20 protein-coding genes and 1 pseudogene are annotated in these 18,926 nt (G+C 72.1%); 12 read left to right on the top strand and 9 right to left on the bottom strand.

What is annotated here, in order from left to right; translation table 11 throughout:
- Positions 1-72: 72 nt before the first annotated feature.
- Positions 73-1,632 carry an MFS transporter gene (locus ABD361_RS13635; protein ID WP_344435370.1) on the bottom strand — a complete coding sequence of 520 codons (1,560 nt, stop codon included), beginning with the start codon at positions 1,630-1,632 and terminating at the stop codon, positions 73-75.
- 63 nt (positions 1,633-1,695) lie between these two features.
- Here ABD361_RS13635 and ABD361_RS13630 point away from each other — a divergent pair, with 63 nt between their 5' ends.
- The 3 genes from ABD361_RS13630 (at position 1,696) to ABD361_RS13620 (ending at position 3,659) form a co-directional block, all read left to right on the top strand.
- Positions 1,696-2,700 (top strand): helix-turn-helix transcriptional regulator, encoded by a 1,005-nt coding sequence (locus tag ABD361_RS13630; protein WP_344435369.1) that lies wholly within the window; start codon positions 1,696-1,698, stop codon positions 2,698-2,700.
- Positions 2,697-3,107 carry a hypothetical protein gene (locus tag ABD361_RS13625; RefSeq protein ID WP_344435368.1) on the top strand — a complete coding sequence of 137 codons (411 nt, stop codon included), beginning with the start codon at positions 2,697-2,699 and terminating at the stop codon, positions 3,105-3,107. Before ABD361_RS13630 ends, ABD361_RS13625 begins: the two co-directional genes overlap by 4 nt.
- Positions 3,108-3,257: 150 nt before the next feature.
- Positions 3,258-3,659: a hypothetical protein gene (locus ABD361_RS13620; RefSeq protein ID WP_344435367.1), complete on the top strand. Its 402-nt coding sequence runs from the start codon at positions 3,258-3,260 to the stop codon at positions 3,657-3,659.
- Between the two features lie 519 nt (positions 3,660-4,178).
- On the opposite strand, the gene ABD361_RS13615 is transcribed toward ABD361_RS13620, so the two are convergent.
- Positions 4,179-5,288 carry a DUF6183 family protein gene (locus tag ABD361_RS13615; protein ID WP_344435366.1) on the bottom strand — a complete coding sequence of 370 codons (1,110 nt, stop codon included), beginning with the start codon at positions 5,286-5,288 and terminating at the stop codon, positions 4,179-4,181.
- Positions 5,289-5,867: 579 nt separating this feature from the next.
- Between ABD361_RS13615 and gndA the strand changes: the two genes are divergently transcribed.
- The 3 genes from gndA (at position 5,868) to ABD361_RS13600 (ending at position 8,372) form a co-directional block, all read left to right on the top strand.
- Complete coding sequence (gene gndA / locus ABD361_RS13610; RefSeq protein WP_344435365.1) at positions 5,868-7,328, top strand: NADP-dependent phosphogluconate dehydrogenase; 1,461 nt, start codon at positions 5,868-5,870, stop codon at positions 7,326-7,328.
- A 23-nt stretch (positions 7,329-7,351) separates the two neighbouring features.
- Positions 7,352-7,762, top strand: a complete 411-nt coding sequence (locus ABD361_RS13605) for a nuclear transport factor 2 family protein (protein ID WP_344435364.1) — start codon at positions 7,352-7,354, stop codon at positions 7,760-7,762.
- 97 nt (positions 7,763-7,859) lie between these two features.
- The gene (locus ABD361_RS13600) at positions 7,860-8,372 is read left to right on the top strand and encodes a DUF6328 family protein (protein WP_344435363.1); all 513 of its coding nucleotides are present in this window, start codon (positions 7,860-7,862) and stop codon (positions 8,370-8,372) included.
- A 16-nt stretch (positions 8,373-8,388) separates the two neighbouring features.
- Here ABD361_RS13600 and ABD361_RS13595 read toward each other — a convergent pair whose 3' ends face one another.
- A complete protein-coding gene (locus ABD361_RS13595; RefSeq protein WP_344435362.1) occupies positions 8,389-8,916 on the bottom strand; it encodes a hypothetical protein in 528 nt (175 codons plus the stop codon).
- A 55-nt stretch (positions 8,917-8,971) separates the two neighbouring features.
- On the bottom strand, positions 8,972-9,781 hold the full coding sequence (locus ABD361_RS13590; protein ID WP_425583207.1) for an AraC family transcriptional regulator: 810 nt from the start codon (positions 9,779-9,781) through the stop codon (positions 8,972-8,974).
- A 54-nt stretch (positions 9,782-9,835) separates the two neighbouring features.
- Here ABD361_RS13590 and ABD361_RS13585 point away from each other — a divergent pair, with 54 nt between their 5' ends.
- From ABD361_RS13585 to ABD361_RS13575, 3 genes and pseudogenes are all read left to right on the top strand, one after another.
- A complete protein-coding gene (locus ABD361_RS13585) occupies positions 9,836-11,092 on the top strand; it encodes an MFS transporter (protein ID WP_425583210.1) in 1,257 nt (418 codons plus the stop codon).
- The gene (locus ABD361_RS13580; protein WP_344435358.1) at positions 11,089-11,610 is read left to right on the top strand and encodes an RICIN domain-containing protein; all 522 of its coding nucleotides are present in this window, start codon (positions 11,089-11,091) and stop codon (positions 11,608-11,610) included. Before ABD361_RS13585 ends, ABD361_RS13580 begins: the two co-directional genes overlap by 4 nt.
- A gap of 165 nt (positions 11,611-11,775) precedes the next feature.
- Positions 11,776-11,973 (top strand): annotated as a pseudogene (locus ABD361_RS13575) (AzlD domain-containing protein); the annotation flags it as partial.
- On the opposite strand, the gene ABD361_RS13570 reads toward ABD361_RS13575, so the two are convergent.
- The 3 genes from ABD361_RS13570 to ABD361_RS13560 form a co-directional block, all read right to left on the bottom strand.
- Positions 11,970-12,536, bottom strand: coding sequence for a GNAT family N-acetyltransferase (locus tag ABD361_RS13570; RefSeq protein WP_344435669.1), 567 nt, complete (start codon positions 12,534-12,536; stop codon positions 11,970-11,972). The pseudogene ABD361_RS13575 and the gene ABD361_RS13570 overlap by 4 nt on opposite strands.
- Positions 12,537-12,588: 52 nt before the next feature.
- Positions 12,589-13,323 carry a dienelactone hydrolase family protein gene (locus ABD361_RS13565; RefSeq protein WP_344435357.1) on the bottom strand — a complete coding sequence of 245 codons (735 nt, stop codon included), beginning with the start codon at positions 13,321-13,323 and terminating at the stop codon, positions 12,589-12,591.
- Between the two features lie 265 nt (positions 13,324-13,588).
- Positions 13,589-14,734, bottom strand: a complete 1,146-nt coding sequence (locus ABD361_RS13560; protein WP_344435356.1) for an FAD-dependent oxidoreductase — start codon at positions 14,732-14,734, stop codon at positions 13,589-13,591.
- 144 nt (positions 14,735-14,878) lie between these two features.
- Here ABD361_RS13560 and ABD361_RS13555 point away from each other — a divergent pair, with 144 nt between their 5' ends.
- Positions 14,879-15,490 (top strand): TetR/AcrR family transcriptional regulator, encoded by a 612-nt coding sequence (locus ABD361_RS13555; RefSeq protein WP_344435355.1) that lies wholly within the window; start codon positions 14,879-14,881, stop codon positions 15,488-15,490.
- Here the strand turns inward: ABD361_RS13555 and ABD361_RS13550 are convergent.
- Together ABD361_RS13550 and ABD361_RS13545 are read right to left on the bottom strand one after the other, a co-directional pair.
- Positions 15,487-16,146: an NADPH-dependent FMN reductase gene (locus ABD361_RS13550; protein ID WP_344435668.1), complete on the bottom strand. Its 660-nt coding sequence runs from the start codon at positions 16,144-16,146 to the stop codon at positions 15,487-15,489. The genes ABD361_RS13555 and ABD361_RS13550 overlap by 4 nt on opposite strands.
- Before the next feature lie 133 nt (positions 16,147-16,279).
- Positions 16,280-16,897: a GNAT family N-acetyltransferase gene (locus ABD361_RS13545; protein ID WP_344435354.1), complete on the bottom strand. Its 618-nt coding sequence runs from the start codon at positions 16,895-16,897 to the stop codon at positions 16,280-16,282.
- 235 nt (positions 16,898-17,132) lie between these two features.
- Here ABD361_RS13545 and ABD361_RS13540 point away from each other — a divergent pair, with 235 nt between their 5' ends.
- Together ABD361_RS13540 and ABD361_RS13535 are read left to right on the top strand one after the other, a co-directional pair.
- Positions 17,133-17,810: a hypothetical protein gene (locus tag ABD361_RS13540; protein ID WP_344435352.1), complete on the top strand. Its 678-nt coding sequence runs from the start codon at positions 17,133-17,135 to the stop codon at positions 17,808-17,810.
- A complete protein-coding gene (locus ABD361_RS13535; protein WP_344435351.1) occupies positions 17,807-18,922 on the top strand; it encodes a terpene synthase family protein in 1,116 nt (371 codons plus the stop codon). The genes ABD361_RS13540 and ABD361_RS13535 overlap by 4 nt, the downstream gene beginning before the upstream one ends.
- Positions 18,923-18,926: the final 4 nt, after the last annotated feature.

Below are 18,926 nucleotides of genomic sequence, written 5' to 3'. Positions count from 1 at the left end.
GGCGGGCCCGGGTGCGGGCGCTGTATCTCGCCCCGAAGCCCACCGTAGGGACCCTTTAGGACGGGGAATGTCCTAAAGTCCCGCGTTTGCCGTCGCGGCCTGTTCCGCTGCTTGCGCGCCCTCGGCCTGGCCGGGCGGGGCGGTGGTTTCGCCAGTCGCCGCGGGATCCTTGCGTCCGGCCCGCCGGGGCACCGCGTACAGCAGCACGGCGGCCAGGGCGAAGGCGGCGGCGACGTAGGGCAGGGTGTGGGCGAAGGCGTCCGGCATCCGTGGCGCCTGGGTGGCGGGGTTGTCGCTGCTGCCACCGAGGTGGTTGAAGAAGATGACGGAGGACAGGGCGGTGCCGAGGGCCTGGCCGAGCTGGACGGTGGTGTTGTTCAGGCCGGAGGCGGATCCGGCGTGCTCGTGCGGGACGTCGGCCAGGATGATGTCGGTGAGCGGGGCGATGATCAGTCCCATGCCGATGCCCATGGGCACCAGGGGCAGCATGGTCTGCCACAGGGAGATGTCCGCGCCGTAGTGGCCGGCCGACCAGGCGAACCAGCCCATCCCGGCCGCGGCGATCAGCGCACCCGCCTGGAGAACGGTGCGGCCGAAGCGCGGCACGAGGACCTGCATGGAGATCCCGGCCCCGGCCATCAGCAGCAGCGACAGCGGGAGCCCGGACAGGCCGGCCTTGAGCGGGGAGAAGCCGAGGCCGATCTGCAGGTACAGGGCCCAGGCCAGGAAGAACACACCGGAGGCGAGACCGAACAGCAGCTGCACACCCAGACCCCCGGCGAAGCTGTTGCGGGTGAACAGCGAGAGCACGACCATCGGGGAGCCGCCGCGGTTGATCACCCGCCGCTCGTAGGCGACGAAGAGCGCCAGGACGGGCAGCGAGGCTGCCAGCATGGCCCAGGTCCAGGCGGGCCAGCCGAGCTCGCGGCCCTGGGTGAGCGGCAGGACGAGGCAGAGCAGCCCGGCGGTGGACAGCAGCATGCCGCCCACGTCGAGCCGGGCCGCTCGCTCGGCTTTCGACTCGCGGATCAGGGCCGCACCGACGGCCAGGCCGAGGACGCCGAGGGGCAGGTTGACCAGGAAGATCGGCCGCCAGCCCAGGCCCAGCACATCGCCTTCGAGCAACAGCGCGCCGATGAGCGGACCGGCGAGGGTGCCCAGTGCGGTGACCGCGCCGAAGATCCCGAAGACCTTGCCCCGCTCCTCCTTCGGGAAGGAGACGTGGATGATCGACAGCACCTGCGGCACCATCAGCGCGGCTATCGCGCCCTGCGCGATGCGGCCCGCGAGCAGCACCTCCGGCGTGGTGGCGATCCCGCACACCAGCGACGTGAGCGTGAACCCGGCGACGCCGACCAGGAAGACGCGCTTGCGGCCGTAGAGGTCGCCGAGCCGCCCGCCGGTGATCAGGCCGAGCGCGAAGGCGAGGGCGTAGCCGCCGACCACCCATTGCACCTGGGAGAACGACGCCCCCGTGTCCTCCTGGATGTGGGGGACGGCGATGTTGACGACGGTGACGTCCACCGTGTCCATGAACGTCGCCACCAGCAGGACGACCATCGCCGCCCACCGGCGCGGATCCGCATCAACGGGGGAGATTCTTGCTGCTTGAGGGGTTTTGTTCTCGGTCATGGATTCGACGCTAGACGCCCTTTAGGACACGACTCGTCCGTAATGCCTGGCAGTCTGTATGCCATGACCACGGACATGCCCGCCCGGATGCTGCGCCTGCTCTCCCTCCTCCAGGCCCGCCGGGAATGGTCCGGCGCGGAGCTCGCCGAGCGCCTGGGCGTCACCGGTCGTACCGTGCGGCGTGACATCGACCGCCTGCGGGAGATCGGCTACGTGATCGACGGGACCACCGGCACCGCCGGCGGCTACCGGCTCGCCCCCGGCGCCGATCTGCCCCCGCTCGCGCTCGACGACGAGGAAGCCGTCGTCATCGCCGTCACTCTGCGCACCGCCACCGGCGGCGTGACGGGTATCGAGGAGACCGCCGTACGCGCGCTCGCCAAGCTGGAACGGGCGCTGCCCGCCCGCCTGCGCCACCAGGTCGCGGCCCTCCAGCAGACCACCGTCCCCCTGCCCTGGAACACCGGCCCCCAGGCCGACCCCACCACGCTGACCGTGCTGGCCGCGGCCTGCCGCGACCACGAGATCATCACCTTCGCCTACGCCACCCGCCACGGCTCCCCCGGCACCCGCCGCGTCGAGCCGCATGCCCTGGTCGCCTCGTACGGTCGCTGGTACCTGGTCGCCCACGACACCGACCGCGACGACTGGCGCACCTTCCGCGTCGACCGTCTCTCCGACCCCACCCCCACCGGCCACCGCGTCCCGCCCCGCGAACTCCCCGCCCCCGACCCTGCCGCCTTCGTCGCCCGCACCATCGCCCGCGCACCCGCCCGCTACCGCGCCCGCGCCACCGTCCCCACCGACGCGCAGACGATCCGCACCCGCACCGGAGCCCTGCCCGAACGCATCACCCCGACCGGCGACAACTCCTGCACCGTCGATATCTCCGCCGACAACCCCCTCCACATCGCCCAGCACCTGCTCAACCTCGGCCCCGACACCACCCTCCAAGCCGACCCGGAACTCGCCCCGCACCTCGCCGCCCTGGGCCGACAACTCCTGCAGGCAGCCCAGGCCATCACCGAAGCCCCCGACGCCCCCGACACCGGCCAGGTAGCACCATGAGCGATGCGCAGCCCGCCCTCTTCCCCACCTCGGCCCTCACCCCCGAGCCGCCCCCGTCCCCGGACTTCCGCGGCGTCACCTTCCACGAGATCCAGGCCCGCACCCTCCTCAACCGCATGCCCGGCGCCACGCCCGGCGGCATGGGGTGGACCCTCACCCCGTGCCGCGGCTGCTCCCACGCCTGCACCTACTGCTTCGCCCGCGACCGCCACCACCATCTCGGCCACAACACCGGCGCGGACTTCCACGCTGCCACGTCCTCACGGTCCCGCCCCGCCACCAACGCAGCCACCGCCCGCAGTCGCAGGGCCTCCTGCGCCGACGGCGACAGATGCCGCGCGTCCCCCACCAGATCGCTCACACCCCACCAACGACCCCAAACCCAGCCGTTTCAGATCAATATGTGACAACTACCGAGCTTCGGCTCGACGGCGTTGTTGTCGCCGGGTGGATCGTTCGGCAGGATGCGAGCGGTGACGGCGGCGGGAACCCGCCCGATCGCGCCGGGCGTCGTACAGGGACGGGACAGTTCGTTCGCTTCAGGGAGGGGTGGGTCCATGCTCGGCGATTGGCCGACCGAGGACCAGTTGAGGAGGACTTTCGGCGCCGTGCTGGAAGAGGTTCTCAGTGGCCAGGGTTTGCGAACCTGCACTGGGCTCGACATGGCAACGGATGACGCGCTGTGGGAGATCGCCAAGTATGGTCCGGGGGCCCCTGCCGAACTTGTCGACGCCGCCCGTGCCGCCTTCGCCGGGCAACTGGACGGCAGCAACGCCGCGCGCTGGCGCGCAGAGCTCAGGCGCAAGTTGGCAGCGCGCGGGCAGCGCGCCGCCGAGGGCGAGTCAGGGCCCACCGTCGAGGCTCGTGGTGGTGCCGAGCCGCCGACGAAACCGCTCGGGGCGACGCCGACGTCAGTACGGGCGATGCGTATCAAAGGCGATCAGACCTACTTGGACTAGTACGGACGCACCTGTCACGCAGGGGAACTGCACCTACTGCTCGGGCATCGAGCACGGGCGGCAGCAGGAGTGGTGGCCGGACGGGACCAAGCGGGCCGAGGGCGTGACCATCATGGGTGCCGCGGTAGGTGAGTGGCGGTACTGGCACGCCAACGGCCGGCCGTCGGAAGTGGTCGTTTCGATGAGAACGGTCGGGAGATGTCGAGAAAAGCGCTGGAATGCCGTAGGTGAGCTGATCATGGATCACGTGACGCGCCGGGCCTGATCCTTAGGCAGGATCACTGGAGCACTCGTTCGGCGAGTCGGCGTGAGTGACGCCCGTCGTGGCTCCGTGGCCGTCGGCGTCGACGCCGCCTCGCACTCCTGGCTCGCGGCGGACTGGGTCGCATCGGAGAACGGCGACGACCAGTAAGTCAGACAGTCCGCCGGTGGTCCCGTCGAGGCCAGGATCGGCGGGACCGTCGTGGCGGGCGACCAGGTGAGGGGGGAGCTGACCGTCTGCCTCGGATGCGCTGGCGCTCAGTAGGTGTCCGTGGCTGCCAGCACAGCCAGTCGGCGGCCGTTCGGTGAGAGGGCCACGATGGCGAGGTCCCAGCGCTGGCGGAAGAACCACCCGCTGTCGGTGCCGAAGCTGTACCACCGGTAGGCCGCCACCAACGCCTCGACCTCGGCCACCGGGGTGCCCTCTTCCACTCCCGTCAGTCCGGCCAGGGAACGCCAGGCCGCAAGGCGGCCATAGGCGCCGTACTCCGCCGATTCATACGCTCCTCCCTCGGCCGCGGCGTCGAACAGGACCTCCCAGACCTCCACCGGAAAGCAGCGGCTGAGGCTCACCTGGGCCGCCGCGGCCGTGCACTTCAGACCGATCGCCCCAAGGGCGGCAGGCAGGCTGGCCGCCGTCAGCGGCTCGACGAACTCGAACACCCGGGCCTCGAGACAGCCGTTCGAGTCCTCGGCCCAGTTCCGCGCGGCGGCAGCGATCAGCTCGCCGGTCGCTGCCGCGGTGGTCTCCCTCACGCCGGGCAGCGGCACCGGGGCGCTGCCGGAGTGCCACATGAGCGCCCCTTGCCCGGTGCGGCTCTCCCCGTCCGGGAAGCGGGCTGGCACGGGGTAGCCGAGCTCGAACTCGGCACGACTGAGCGGCAGCCAGGCGAACCGACCGTGTCTTTGACGCGAAGCGCCCGCCCAGTTGGCCACCTGCGGCAGCCCGGCGAGGTCGACTCCTCGGACCACCAATTCCTGTACCAGGCAGGCCCGCAACTCGTCCGGTCCATCCGCCCCGTCACCGAACAGGACTGCCAGGTCCGCTGGTTGCTGCGCCGAGACCAGCAGGGAGGCGGCCAGGCTCGGGAAGTGACTGCCGCCCAGAGCCTGGGCCAGCCGACCCGTGGCGAGGACCTGGCCGGGGCCGGGCGTGCGGGCGAGCAACCGCAGCAGCCCGTCCCGCATCGTCACGTACTGCCACAACTCCTGCTCTCGGCCGCGGTACTCCCCAACGAGCCGGACACCCAGCTCGGCGACCCGCTCGCTGTCCCCGGCCGCCAACCACTGCTCGGCGAGCCGCCACACCCCCGTCACACTCTTCAGACCCGGCAGATTCCGCACGAGTTCAGCTATGTCATCAGCCACGCGGGCGAGCCTATGCCGATTCACCTACCCCCGGCCCATATCGTCCGCGGCTACTTCGGCGGCCCGCACGTCCGCTACGCCCTGGACGAGAACCCCAGCAGTTTCTGATCAATATCACGCTCCGTTACCGCCGGCCTCGGTATCGCCACCTCCTCACTGGCGCCTCGACGCCCGCACGGGGCCGAACCCGAATAGCTGACTAGCCGTCAGCAAAGTCAGCATTAAGTCAGCATCCGACCCGTCGGAACCCGCCGCGAACCGCCCGCAAGCGCCAAGATCACGCAACCGCCCGACCGCACCTCCGGAGGTTCACCTAGCGCCGAAGGGTCGCTCCGGAGGCTGTACGCCCGGCTCCACATCTTGTGTGATTCACACAATCGGACCATCGAGGCGGAAGCTCTCATGCGCGAGGAAACTGACAGATCCGAGATCATCTCCAGCGCGCACCCAGCCGCCCACGAGCGCCGCATGCCACGATGACCGGGCGATGCCCGGACACCTGCGGGGAAGATCTCCAAACCCCGCGGTGTTGACGCTCGCACCAGCCTTCGACGCACAGCGACAGGAGTGGACCACCGCATGCCTAGCTCCCCCGCCACCACGGCGACCGCACAGATCGGCGTCACCGGGCTCGCCGTCATGGGCAGCAACCTCGCCCGCAACTTCGCACGCCACGGCCACACCGTCGCCGTCCACAACCGCACCTACGCCAAGACCAAGGCCCTCATCGAGCAGCACGGCCACGAAGGCGACTTCGTCCCCTCCGAGACCGCCGAGGACTTCGTCGCCTCCCTCCAGAAGCCCCGCCGCATCGTCATCATGGTCAAGGCGGGTGACGCCACCGACGCCGTCATCGACGAGTTCGCGCCCCTCCTCGACGAGGGCGACGTCCTCATCGACGGCGGCAATGCGCACTTCGAGGACACCCGCCGCCGTGAGAAGGACCTCCGCGACAAGGGCATCCACTTCGTCGGCGCCGGCATCTCCGGCGGCGAGGAGGGCGCCCTCAACGGGCCCTCCATCATGCCCGGCGGGTCGGAGGAGTCCTACAAGTCCCTCGGGCCCCTCCTCGAATCCATCGCCGCCAAGGCGAAGGACGGCTCCCCCTGCTGCACCCACGTCGGCCCCGACGGTGCCGGGCACTTCGTCAAGATGGTGCACAACGGCATCGAGTACGCCGACATGCAGCTGATCGCCGAGGCGTACGACCTGCTGCGTGCGGTCGGGGGGTACGAGCCGGGCCGGATCGCCGAAACGTTTCGGACGTGGAACACCGGGCGGCTGGACTCGTACCTCATCGAGATCACCGCCGAGGTGCTCGCGCACACCGACGCCGGCACCGGGCGGCCGTTCGTGGACGTCGTGGCGGACGAGGCGGAGCAGAAGGGCACCGGGCGGTGGACGGTGCAGACCGCGCTGGACCTGGGGGTGCCCGTGTCCGGCATCGCCGAGGCCGTCTTCGCGCGCTCGCTGTCCGGGCACACCGGGCTGCGCGAGGCCGCGCGCGGCCTGCCCGGGCCGAGCGCCCGGGCCCTCTCCCCCGCCGAGGCGGAGGAGTTCGCGGCGCAGGTCGAGCAGGCGCTGTACGCCTCGAAGGTCGTCTCGTACGCCCAGGGCTGGAACATGATCGCCAAGGCGAGCGAGGAGTACGGCTGGGACATCGACCTGGGTGCGATGGCGGCCATCTGGCGCGGCGGCTGCATCATCCGGGCCGCGTTCCTCGACCGTATCCGCGCCGCCTTCGAGACCGACCCGCAGCTGTCGACGCTGCTGGCGGACGAGGGCTTCGCGCGGGAGGTCGGGCAGGCGCAGGAGGCGTGGCGGACGGTCGTGGCCACCGCCGTGCGGCACGGTGTGCCGACGCCCGGCTTCTCAGCCGCGCTCGCGTACTACGACGCGCTGCGCGCGGAGCGGCTGCCCGCCGCGCTGACCCAGGGGCAGCGGGACTTCTTCGGTGCCCACACCTACCGCCGCACCGACCGCGAGGGGTCCTTCCACACGCTCTGGAGCGGTGACCGCAGCGAGCACGCCACGGGCTGAGCTCCGGCGCTACCGTGACAGTCGTGCATCCCAACGTCGAGACGGCGATCCGGTACCACCAGGCGGTCGCGCAGTGGGCCACGGGCGAGGAGCTGGCTGCCTTCTTCCATCCGGAAGCGGTCCATCGCGAGCTGCCCAACGCGCTCTTCCCCGAGGGTGCCGTCCGTGATCTGCCCGCCGTGCTCGCCGCGGCGGAGCGGGGGCGGACGGTGCTGACCGAGCAGCACTTCGAGGTGCTCAACGCCGTCGCGTCCGGTGACCAGGTGGCCCTGGAGGTCACCTGGCACGGAACGCTCGCCATGGCCCTGGGCGATCTGCCCGTCGGGCACGTGCTGCGTGCGCACATCGCGACGTTCCTGGAGTTCCGCGACGGGAGGATCGTCTCCCAGCGCAACTACGACTGCTACGAGCGCCCGCATCCCACGACCGCCTGATCCCCCGGCATGTCCTCTCCCCGACCGCCGTCCCCGCCCGCATAGCCTGGCCCCGGGCGGGAAGACGGACGGGACGACGAGGTACGGACGGGACGACATGCCGCCGAACGAGCCGAGTGGACAGCCGGGCCGCCCAGCACCCACTGGGCGTCACGAAACAGAGGAGGAGCGCGCGGACCGGCGCTGGGCCGAGCTGCTGCAGGAGGTCCGTGTCGCCCAGACCGGGGTGCAGATCCTCTTCGGCTTCCTGCTGACCGTGGCCTTCACGCCGCGTTTCCCCACGCTGAGCGACACGGACCGGGCGATCTACGTGGCCACGGTCCTGCTGGGCGCCGCGACCACCGGGGCGCTGGTCGGGCCGGTCTCCTTCCACCGGCTGGTGACGGGACGCCGGATCAAGCCGCAGACCGTCACCTGGGCGTCGCGGATGACCATGGTGGGTGTGGTCCTGCTGCTGTGCACCGTCACCTCCTCGCTGCTGCTCATCCTGCGCATCGCGATGCCCGGCACCGCTGTGCCGTGGGTGGTGGCGGTTCTGGTGGCCTGGCTCGTGCTGTGCTGGTTCGGCCTGCCGCTGTGGGCCCGCCACCGCTATCTGACGAAGAAGTGACCCGGCTTCAGCCGCTTCAGCTCGCCGACTCCTCCTTGATGTCGGAGATGAGCCGGGTCGCGATGTCCGACTGCACGCTCAGGTAGGTGTAGGTGGGCTTCTTCTCGTCGCCCCACGTGAGCCGGACGCGGGTCCAGGTGTGGCCGGCGCCGCTGTTGTCGTACGTCACGCGCCAGGCGCGCGGGGTGTCCTGGGCGCGCAGGACACCGTCGGCGCCGCTCTTGCGCTCCCACTCCTCCAGCCGGGTGCGGAATTCGCGGGTGAGGTAGTGCGAGCGCAGGGCGCCGGACAGTACGGAGTCGGGCGTACCGCTGCGGGCGCCGACGTACGCGCCGTAGAACGCGGCCACCTGGTCCACCACCGATCCCGCGTTGCCCTCGCGGACCGGCTGCTCCGCATCGGGGGCGGTGGCCGGTGCGGGGTCCGTGCGGGGGACGTCGGCGGGGCGGCCGGAGGCCGCCGCGAAGGCGACGGCGGGCACGGTCAGGGCGGCGAGCAGGGCCAGGGCGGCGCCGGAGCGCCATGGGGTACGGGGTGCGGGCATGGGTTCCCCCCATCGCAAGTGCCCCTGCGGGCACGGGGTTTACTGCTCTCTCCCGTTAAAGCGGACGGGTTGCCGGAGGGGTTCCGTCCAAACCGGCCATTTGTCGCTGATCCCGTTGGTACGCGCCCGGCGTGCACCCGAAACACCGGCGGAAGACGTCGATGAACGCGCTGGCCGACGACCACCCGCAGCGGTGCGCGACCGTGGTGACGGGCACGTCGTCGGCGAGCATCCGCAGCGCGTGGAACAGACGCGACTGCGTACGCCACTGCGGGAAGGTCATGCCGAGCTCGGCGCGGAAGAGCCGGCTGAGGGTGCGCTCCCCCGTGCCGGTCGCGGAGCCGAGGGCGGCGAGGGTGCGGGTGTCGGCGGGGGCGTCGTGCACCAGGGTGCAGACGGCGGCCAGGCGGGGGTCGGCCGGGGCGGGCAGCCGCAGGGGCTGCTGCGGCGAGGCGCGCAGTTGGTCGCGCAGGACGGCGAGCAGGCGGCGGCGTTCGGGGCCGGCGTCCTCGGGGCTGCGGGTGTAGGCGCGGATCAGCTCGCGCAGCAGCGGGCTGACGGCCAGGACGGTGGGGGCGGTCAGGCCGAGCGGGTTGTCGTCGGCCGGCAGGCCGACCAGGTGCAGCTCCAGGTGGCCGTGGGCTCGGTGGGCGTGGACGGTGCCCGCGGGCACCCACAGGGCGCGGGTGCCCGGCGCGACCCACGTACCGGCGTCGGTGGTGACGGCCAGGACGCCCGCTCCCGCGTAGACGATCTGGTGGTCGTCGTGGCGGTGGGCGTCGATGCCCTGCCCGGCGGCCAGGTCCTGCACGCGCGTCGGGGCCTGCGGCTCGTGGCGGATTTTCGACAGGAACGGGCGTTCCATCGGAAGCGGGACAGGTGGCTGCACGGACACGATCACACCATGCCGACGAAAAGCATGCCGCCGAAGACCGCTCGAACCAACCGCCCGATCGTTCTGCTGTCATGGGGACACGCCTGCGTCGACGTCTACCAGGGCGCGGTGGCCGCGCTGGTGCCGTACTTCGTCGCCGAGCGGGCCTACTCGTACGCCGCCGCCTCCGGCATCGTGCTGGCCGCATCACTGCTGTCGTCGGTGATACAGCCGCTGTTCGGCGTGCTCACCGACCGCCGGTCGCTGCCGTGGCTGCTGCCGCTGAGCACGCTGGTGAGCGGCATCGGTGTCGCCGCGAGCGGGCTGTACGGCACGTACGGGCTCACGCTGGCCGCCGTGGCCGTCTCCGGGATCGGCATCGCGGCGTACCACCCGGAGGCGGCGCGGGTCGCGCGCGACGCCAGTCGCGGCAGCCACACGGCGATGAGCTGGTTCTCGCTGGGCGGCAGCCTCGGCTTCGCCGCGGCCCCGCTGCTGGTGTCCGCCGTCGTCGCGACCGGCGGGCTGCACGCCTCGCCGCTGCTGGCCGTCCCGGCCGTGGCCGGTACGGGACTGTGCGCGGCGGCACTGCGGACGGCCGCCGGGTCGCCCGCCGGGGAAGCGGTGGCGAAGGCAGCCGCAGACGGCCGCCGGGACGACTGGCGGTCCTTCGTCAGGCTGTCCGGCGCGATCGTCTCCCGTTCCGTCGTCTTCGTGGGGCTGAGCACCTTCGTCTCGCTCTACGCCCGTCAGCGCACCGGCGGCGGGAACCTCTCCGGCACGGCCGCACTGTTCCTGCTCTACCTGGGCGGCGCGGCGGGCACGGTGACCGGCGGCAGGCTCGCCGACCGCTACGGCCGGCTGCCGGTGATCCGCTGGTCGTACCTGCTGACGGTCGCCGCCGTGGCCGGCGTCGTCCTGGTGCCCGGCCCGCTGCTGTACCTGTTCGTCGCGCTGACGTCGGCCGGTCTGTACGTCCCCTTCTCCCTGCACGTCACCCTCGGCCAGGACTACCTCCCCCGCCACGTGGGCACCGCGGGCGGCGTGACGCTGGGCCTGGCCATCAGCGTGGGCGGCGTGGCCGGGCCGCTCATCGGCGCCCTGGCCGACGCCACGTCCCTGCGGACGGCCCTCGTCCCCCTCGTCGCCCTGCCCGCGGTGGGCTGGCTCCTGCTGCGCCCGTTGTGCGATCCCACGCTCCCCGTAAGAGGGGTTTCACGGCGAAACCCCTTTCGAACGGGGCGCGGTGCGAGAGTCTGGTCCGACGACTCCGGGGACGGTCGGACAGGGGGAAACTCGTGAGACCACGCACACGACTCGCCGTGCTCGCCACGGTATTGGCCGCCGCCTTCGCCACGACGGCCCCGGCGGTCCCGGCCGCCTCCGCGCAGCGCGCGGTCGGGCCGTTCCAGGTCAGGAACTACGGCACAGGCCGCTGCATGGGCTTCCCGTCCGGTGAAGACCGCGTACGGGTGTGGGACTGCACCACGGAGACGTACCAGCTGTGGGACCTGGTCGCCGACGGCCAGGGCCGCTACCACATGGTGAACCGCAGGAACGGCACATGCCTCGCGGGTTACGCGCAGGGCCCCAGCGGCTGGGCGACCTGGCTGTCCCCGTGCGACAACAGCTTCAGCAACGTCGACCAGCTCTGGTACGTCGACCCGGCCACCCAGGCCGACCCGGCCCGCATCGCGAACCTCTTCGGCCGCGTCCTGGAACCCGACCGCGGCTGGAACGGTGCGAACCGGTCGCCGGTCGTGACCAACGACAACCAGGGACTGCCGAACCAGAAGTGGACCCTCCAGTACATCCAGTGAGGCCACCACGGCGCCCCGTCAGGGGCGCGGGGAACTGCGCGACAAGCCACGACGCACCCGCAGGTCGACACTGCCCCGAGCCCCTACGGGGCGCCGCATGATCCGCCGGACACGGCCTGGCTAGGGGTGTTCCAGTACGAGGACGGCGCGGGTCGACGGTTCGAGGAGATCTCCGCCGTCGTCCTCCTCGCCTCGCTGGTCGCGACCACGGCCCTGGCCGAGGGCCACGGCCCGGCCGGCGTCGCACGACCGGCCGGTGTCCTGGTGGCCGGTGTGCTGGCCTGGCGCAAGGTGCCGTTCCTGGCGGTGGTCCTGGCGGCCGCCGCGGCGACCGCCGTCCTGCGCCTCCTCGGCGTCCCCTAGCGCATGCCCGGCAGCGACGGTACGGCCCCGCGCTCGCGCACGTGCAGATGCCCTTCCAACGGGCGCGGCGGGCGCGGCGGGAGGACGGCTTCCAGGGCATAGCCCGCCTTCTCGGCCACCCGGCAGGAGGCCGGATTGCCCACGTTGTGGATCAGTTCCAGGCGGGTCAGCTCCTCCCCCTCGTCGGCGTCGAAGGCCCAGGCCGTCAGCATCTCGACGGCCCGGGAGGCCAGGCCCTGGCCGCGCGCGGGAGCACCGGTCCAGTAGCCGACCTGGGCCACGGCACCCACGCCGCCCGGCCGTTTGAGCACGATGTGCCCCGCGACCCGCCCCTGCGCGAGGACCGCGAAGCCGAGCCGCTCCCGGGTCTCCCACCCGGCTGCTGCTGCGGCGATCCAGCGCTCCGCGTCGTCCCGGTCGGCCACCCGGTGCGACGTCCAGCGGCGCAATTCCTCGTCATTGGCCAGGGTCGCCAACGCGGATGCATCACCGGCCTCCCACGGACGCAGTGTCACATCTGCCGAGCTCAGTACCACGGTCATCGCCACCCCCGCGCTTCTCATCCTGCTCACCAAGCTATGCGATCACAGGGAGGTGCAGGGAGCCGCCGGGGCCTCAGCCGTTGGCCAAGGTGCGGTCCAGGAGGGGGAGTAGACGGTCCCAGTGGCGCTTCAGCCCGCCGGCGTTGAAAGCGTCGGTGTCGGACATGGTGAAGCCGTGGACGGTGCCGGGGTAGATCTCGGAGGTGTGGTCGACACCTGCGGCGTCCAGGGCCCGGTTGAGCTCGCCGAGGGCGTCGGGGGTCATGTCGCCTTCGGCGTGGCCGAGGTGGACCTGGGCGGTGAGCCCGGCGAAGAGGCCGGGCCCGTCGGCGCCCACGGGGCCGTGGAAGGCGGCGACGGCGGCCACTTGGCCCGGGTGGGCCGCGGCGGTGCGCATCGCCAGGAGGCCGCCGATGCAGTAGCCGGTCACGGCGACCGGGCCGGCGCCGACCTCGGGCCGGGTGGTGAGGAACCCCAGGTAGGCGTCGGCGTCACTGAGGGCACGTTCGGCGGTGTGCGCCTCGATCAAGGGCATCAGCTCGGCCATGACCCGGGGCCGGGCCTCTTCTCCGATGTGCTCGGGAAGGTCGATGACGGGCGCCGGTCCGTGCCGGTAGAAGATGTTGGGGACGAGTACGTAGTACCCGTGCCCGGCCAGCTCGTGGGCCATCTCCCGCAGCACGGGCCGGATGCCGAAGCCGTCCGTGTACATCAGCACCCCTGGGTGCCGGTCGCCGCGGTCGGGGAAGGCGGCGAAGGCGTCGGCCCGGCCGTCCGCGGTGGGAATCTGCAGCGTCTTGATGGGCATGGATCCTCCTGTCGTGGTTGACGTGTCGAATCTGTGGTCAACACGACGGGAGGCGGAGCACGCGCAGCAGTGCCGGCCCCTCGATCGAACGGCGGGCCCGCATCGGCCCGTACGGTGCTCAGGAGAGCACCGGGTCACCAATCCGTGTGTGGCGCAAGGCCGTCCCGGTAGTCATCGCCGGGCAGCGTAGCCCACGGGATGAAGCCGGCGCCAGGACACAAAGCCGACGGCGCGGTGCGCGAGGCGCCTGCCAGGGCCTGTCGCCCTAGGCCTCGAAGCCCCTCGCCCCCGGGGCGGGCTCGGGTGCCCCCTCCGGCGGCAGCAAGTGGTCGAGGCCCTGCGCCGTGCGTGCGGCCAGGTCCGCCGCGCGCGGCAGCATGACCTCCTCGTACGCCCGGACCGCCGCGTCGAGGTGCGGGTGGGCGACGAGCGCCAGGGCGAGTTCGGCGCCGTCGACGAGGGCGAGGTTGGCGCCGACGCCGAGCGGCGGCATCAGGTGGGCGGCGTCGCCCACCAGCGTCAGGCCGGGCACGTGGTCCCAGGCAGGGGGTACGGGCAGGGCGTACAGCGGCCGGTTGACGAATCCCCTGTCGCCGGCCCGCAGCAGGTACAGCAAGCTGTCGTGCCAGCCGTCGTATTTGGCCAGCAGGTGGGCGCGTACGGCGGCGGTGTCGGCGAAGTCGAGGCCCGCGGTGACGTACCAGTCCTCCTGGGCGCGGAACATGGCGACGGCGTCGAGGTAGCCACCGCTGTTGCGCTGGGCCGTCAGTGCCTGGCTGCCGGAGCGGGCCGACATGGTGCCGTTGCCGACCAGGCGGGCGAATGCCGGATGACGGGTGTCGGAGTCGTCGAACCCGGTGCCGACGAAGGTGACACCTGTGTAGCGGGGCACGGCGTCGGTCAGTGCCGGGCGGACGCGCGACCAGGCGCCGTCGGCGCCGACGACCAGGTCGAAGTCCTCCGCCATGCCGTCCTCGAACAGCAGTCGGTGCGTGCCGTCGCCGAGCGGGACGACGCGGCTGACCGGGCAGCCCCAGCGGACGGTTCCGGGGGCGAGGGAGTCGAGCAGCAGTCCGCGCAACTGCCCGCGGTCGATCTCCGGCCGGCCGGCCTGACCGTCGGCGGGCTCGTCGACCACCAGGACCTCGGCCGTGAAGGGGTCGAGCTGTCGCCACACCTCCCCCTCGGGCCGGGCCAGCTCGTGGAACTTCTCCAGCAAGCCGGCTTCGCGCAGCGCCTGTTGGCCGGTGGTGGCGTGGATGTCGAGCGTGCCGCCCTGCGTCCGTGCGGAAGGGGACGCCTCGCGCTCGAAGACGGTGACGGACCAGCCGTGCACCTGCAGGATGCGGGCGCATATCAGCCCGCCGGGGCCGGCCCCGACGACGGCGATGCGGGCGAAACGGGCGTTCACCTAAGGCTCCTTCGACGATGGGAGGTGGAGGAATTGCATGCCGGAAGCGGCACTCCCACGAAAACACACCCACTACGAAAGTGCAACGACTTAACTTTTTGCCTCACTCACCTTGCGGCATCGTCCGCGGGGTATGGTGGGCCGGTGAACGCACCGACCGGACGCCGCGAGCGCAAGAAGGCCCAGACCCGCAAGGCCCTGGCCGACGCAGCCCTGGAGCTCTTCCTCGACCGCGGCTACGACCAGGTCGGCGTGAAGGAGGTGGCGGACGCCGCCGACGTGTCGGTGACCACGCTGTTCAAGCACTTCCCCTGCAAGGAGGCCCTGGTCTTCGACCTCGACCAGGACATCGAGGCGGCACTCGTCGCCGCCGTGCGCGAACGCGCGCCCGGCGTCTCCGTCCTGCAGGCCCTGCGCGAGCACCTGGTGACGGCCGTGGGCCCGCACAGCCTGATCCCCCAGCCGCCGGGCGGACATGCCGCAGGGCCGCAGCTGGCGGAGTTCGCCCGCATGGTGGAGGAGACTCCGGCCCTGCGCGAGTACGCCCACCGGATGTGGATGCGCCACGAGACCGCCCTGGCCCGCGCCATCGCCGAGGAGACGGGCGCTCCCGAGGACGACGCCGCCTGCGCCGCCCTGGCCCGGTTCGCCCTGGACGCCCCCCTCGTCGCCCACCGCCACCCCGACCCGCAGCGCGCCGCGGACGAGATCTTCGCCCTCCTGGAGCGGGGCTGGGGCGCGGCGGGCGGCCGCTAGTCCTGCGCGCGCTGAGTGACGGGGGCGTCGGTGTGGTCGCCGAGGAACTCGTACCAGCGGCGCTGCAGGCACACATATCGCGTGTCCGCCTCGACCAGGCTCAGGAACGCCCGCACCGTCTCCGTCAGGCGCTGCTGGCCCGACGGGTCGGCGAGCAGGCCGTCGTCGGCGAAGCCCTGGTGGGAACGGGCCAGGCTGAACATGTCGGGGTAGACGCGGGCCCCCAGATGCTCCAGCGGGATGCGCAGCGTCCACAGGCCGCGGTTGCCGCCGACCAGCGAGGGCGAGGCGGACAGCAGCAGCGCCTGCTTGTCCTTGAACGGCTGGGGCCGGAAGCGGGAGACCCAGTCGATGGCGTTCTTCAGCACGCCGGGCACCGAGGCGTTGTACTCCGGGGAGGAGATCACCATCGCGTCGGAGCGCGCGATCCGGTCGTGCAGGGCCCGGGCGCCCGCCGGCAGGCCCTCGGCCTCCTCCGCGTCACCGTCGTACAGCGGCATGTCGAACTCGCGCATCGTCGCGTGATCGACGTCGGCGCCGGCCTCGGTGAACAGCCGGGCCGCCAGGGAGGCCAGGCGGGCGTTCAGCGACCCGGCCCGCAGCGCGGCCCCGAACACCAGGATCCGCAGCGGAGCGGGATGGGCATCGGTGGCCATGAGCACGTCCTCCCGGCGATCCGGCATCGCGCCGGCATGACGCCGTACGCTCCCCCAGCATCGGGCGACCGACGGCCGGGGTCGACCGGACGCCGGCCGTCCGGGTGACCGCCCCACCCTCGTTCCTCCTCCGTCAGGCACCGGCCGGGCGGACCGGCTCGCGCCGCATCGCCCACAGCACCGGCCCGCCGCCGGGCAGCTGCACCTCTTCGCGCACGACGAAGCCGAAGTGCTCGTAGACGGGGAGGTTGTCGGGCTTGGAGGACTCCAGGTGGACGGGCATGCCCGCCGCATCGGCCTTGGCCAGCCCCGAGCGCAGCAGCGCGGACCCGTGGCCCTGGCCCCGGGCGTCCGGGTCGGCGCCGATCACGGCCAGGTACCAGTGCGGCTCCTGCGGCGCGTGCGCGGCCGCCGCCTGCACGGCGTCGCGGAACACCGGGGCCCGGTCGCCCAGGATCTCCTGCAGCTCCTGGATCGTCCCCGCATCCGGAACGGCCTTCTCCTGCCCCTCCGGCGCCACCCAGAACGCGGCCGCGGCGTCGGTGCGCTCGCACACGCCGTGGAGGGCGTACTGCCGGGTGAAGAGAGTGGTGAAGTAACGACCCAACTGCCCCTCGCGGGAGGCATCGTCGGGGAAGAACCAGCGCATCATCGGGTCGTCGTCAAAAGCACGGGCCAGAGCGCGGCTGATCGGTTGCACGTCGTCGAGCGTCGCCATCTGCGGCGTGTTCTTTATCGGCACCTGGGTCATTCTGCACCCACATGATCAACAACCTTCCTGCGGGGTCGAACAGCCCGCGTGTTCGGGTCAACCCGACCATGGCGCCTGTGTGCTGCCCGTTCACCCGGGTGGCCCACCTGCGGTGGTCGGGCGCGGCGGCGGCGTGGTCGTGTGGAGGCAGGCCGCTCCCCGAGCCGCACGAATCCGCGCCCCACGAATCCGCGCCCCACGAATCCGCGCCCTGCGACCGTCGACAGGAGTCGCCATGTCCCTGCACCGGACCCGCGTCGCGGCGCTGGGTTGCGTGGCGGCCGCCACCGCCTGCGCCCTGGCCTGGGCCGGCGCGGCGACGGGGACCACTCCGCACCTGCTGCCCGCCCCGCAGCTGAAGGTCGGCAAGGCGCAGGCGGACCTGTGCCCCACCGCAGCCGCCGCCAAGGCACTGGCCGACCAAGGGGTGACGCTCGGCGCCAGGAGCCCGGCGGTGATGGCCCACGTCGGCGACCGTACGTGCGTGCGCCTGCCGATGACGCGGGGCGAGTTCGCGCTGGACCTCAGTGCGGGGTCCGTACCGGCCGACGGCAGCATCACCTTCACCAGGTCCACGGGCCGGGTTCTGGCCTTCAACGCCCTGGTATTCGACTTCGGTACGCTCAGGGCCACCGGGACGACCACCATCGAGGGCTCGCGCGCCGGCAGGGGCCGGCAGCAATCGGCCGACCTGTTCACGATGGAATTCCAGCCGGCGAAGACGAAGATCGACCTCGCCAGGGGTACGGCGGAGGGCGCCGCGGCCCTGGGCCTTGGCCAGGGCGGCGACAACGCGCTCAAGGACGCCTTCGGCACCGCCCCACTGCCCGCCCAGGGCACGGTGTTCGATGCCACCGCCGGCGGTGACGTGACCCAGGCGGCGCAGGCACTCACCCGCAGCCTGCTGCCGTGAGCGTCACGGACACCGGCGTCCTGGCCGCCGCGGAGGCCGTCCGGGTCGAGATCCCACCGCGGTACTGCCCCCTCCCTTCCGCCGAGCACCCCGACGCCCAGCAGCTCGACGCGCGGGCGGCGGCCTGGCTGAACGGGTACGGCCTGTGCCGCGACGGGGCGCAGCGCGTACGGATGACCGGCAACGACTGCGCCGGCTTCTACGGGCGCATCATGCCCCGCGCACCGGCCGCCCGCCTCCAGGTCGCCGTGGACTGGTGCGTGCTGATGTTCACCTTCGACGACCTGCACTGCGACGAGGGACCTGCCAGCACGCGCACCGGCGACTTCGCCGCCTTCGCCACACGCCTGCTGCGCGTGCTGGAAGCCCCGGGAACGGTACCGGACGGATCGGCGGATCCGTTCCTCGCGGCGACGGGCGACCTGGCGGCGCGCTGCCGCGCCCAGGGGACGCCGGTGCAGGTCCGGCGCCTGGTGGAGGGACACAGTGCCTGGTTCCTCGGCGTGCTGTGGGAGTTCGCCTGCCGCCGGCGGGGCCGTACGCCATCGCTCGGCGACTACGTCCGCATGCGGCAGCACACCGCGGCCGGCGCGGCGACGCTCGGCTGGGCGGAGATCGTCGACGGCGAGGAGATCCCGGAGCGGGAACTGGGCTCGCCGGCGGTGCAGGCCCTGCGCCAACTGGCCTTCACCACGGCGGCTTTCGACGACGACCTGTTCTCGTACGGCAAGGAACAGTGGCTGGCTGCGCACAGCGGGTACAGCAATGGGTGCCGGCTGAATCTCGTGGACGTCCTGATCGAGGAGCGCTCCCTGTCGCCGGCGGAGGCGATGGCGCAGGCGGTGGCGCTGAACAACCGCCTCACGGCACGATTCGTGCAGCTGCGGGACCAGGTTCGGCAGGGGGCGAGCGAGCCGCTGCGCCGGCACCTGGCACACCTGTCGGCGCTGCTCAGGGGCAACCTGGAGTGGGGCCTGCGCGCCGGCCGCTACAGCAACCCCGACGGCTGCCACCCCGGCGCCGTGGTCACCACCTGTGCGTTCACCGACGCCGCCCCGCCCGCCGGGCCACCGGGAATTGCGCCGGTGGCGTGGTGGTGGGACCGGCTGTAGGCCG

This window comes from Streptomyces luteosporeus, assembly GCF_039532865.1.
Lineage (GTDB): Bacteria > Actinomycetota > Actinomycetes > Streptomycetales > Streptomycetaceae > Streptomyces > Streptomyces luteosporeus.
Note: the sequence above shows the minus strand (reverse complement) of the source record. Positions and strands in the feature narration are given on the sequence as shown.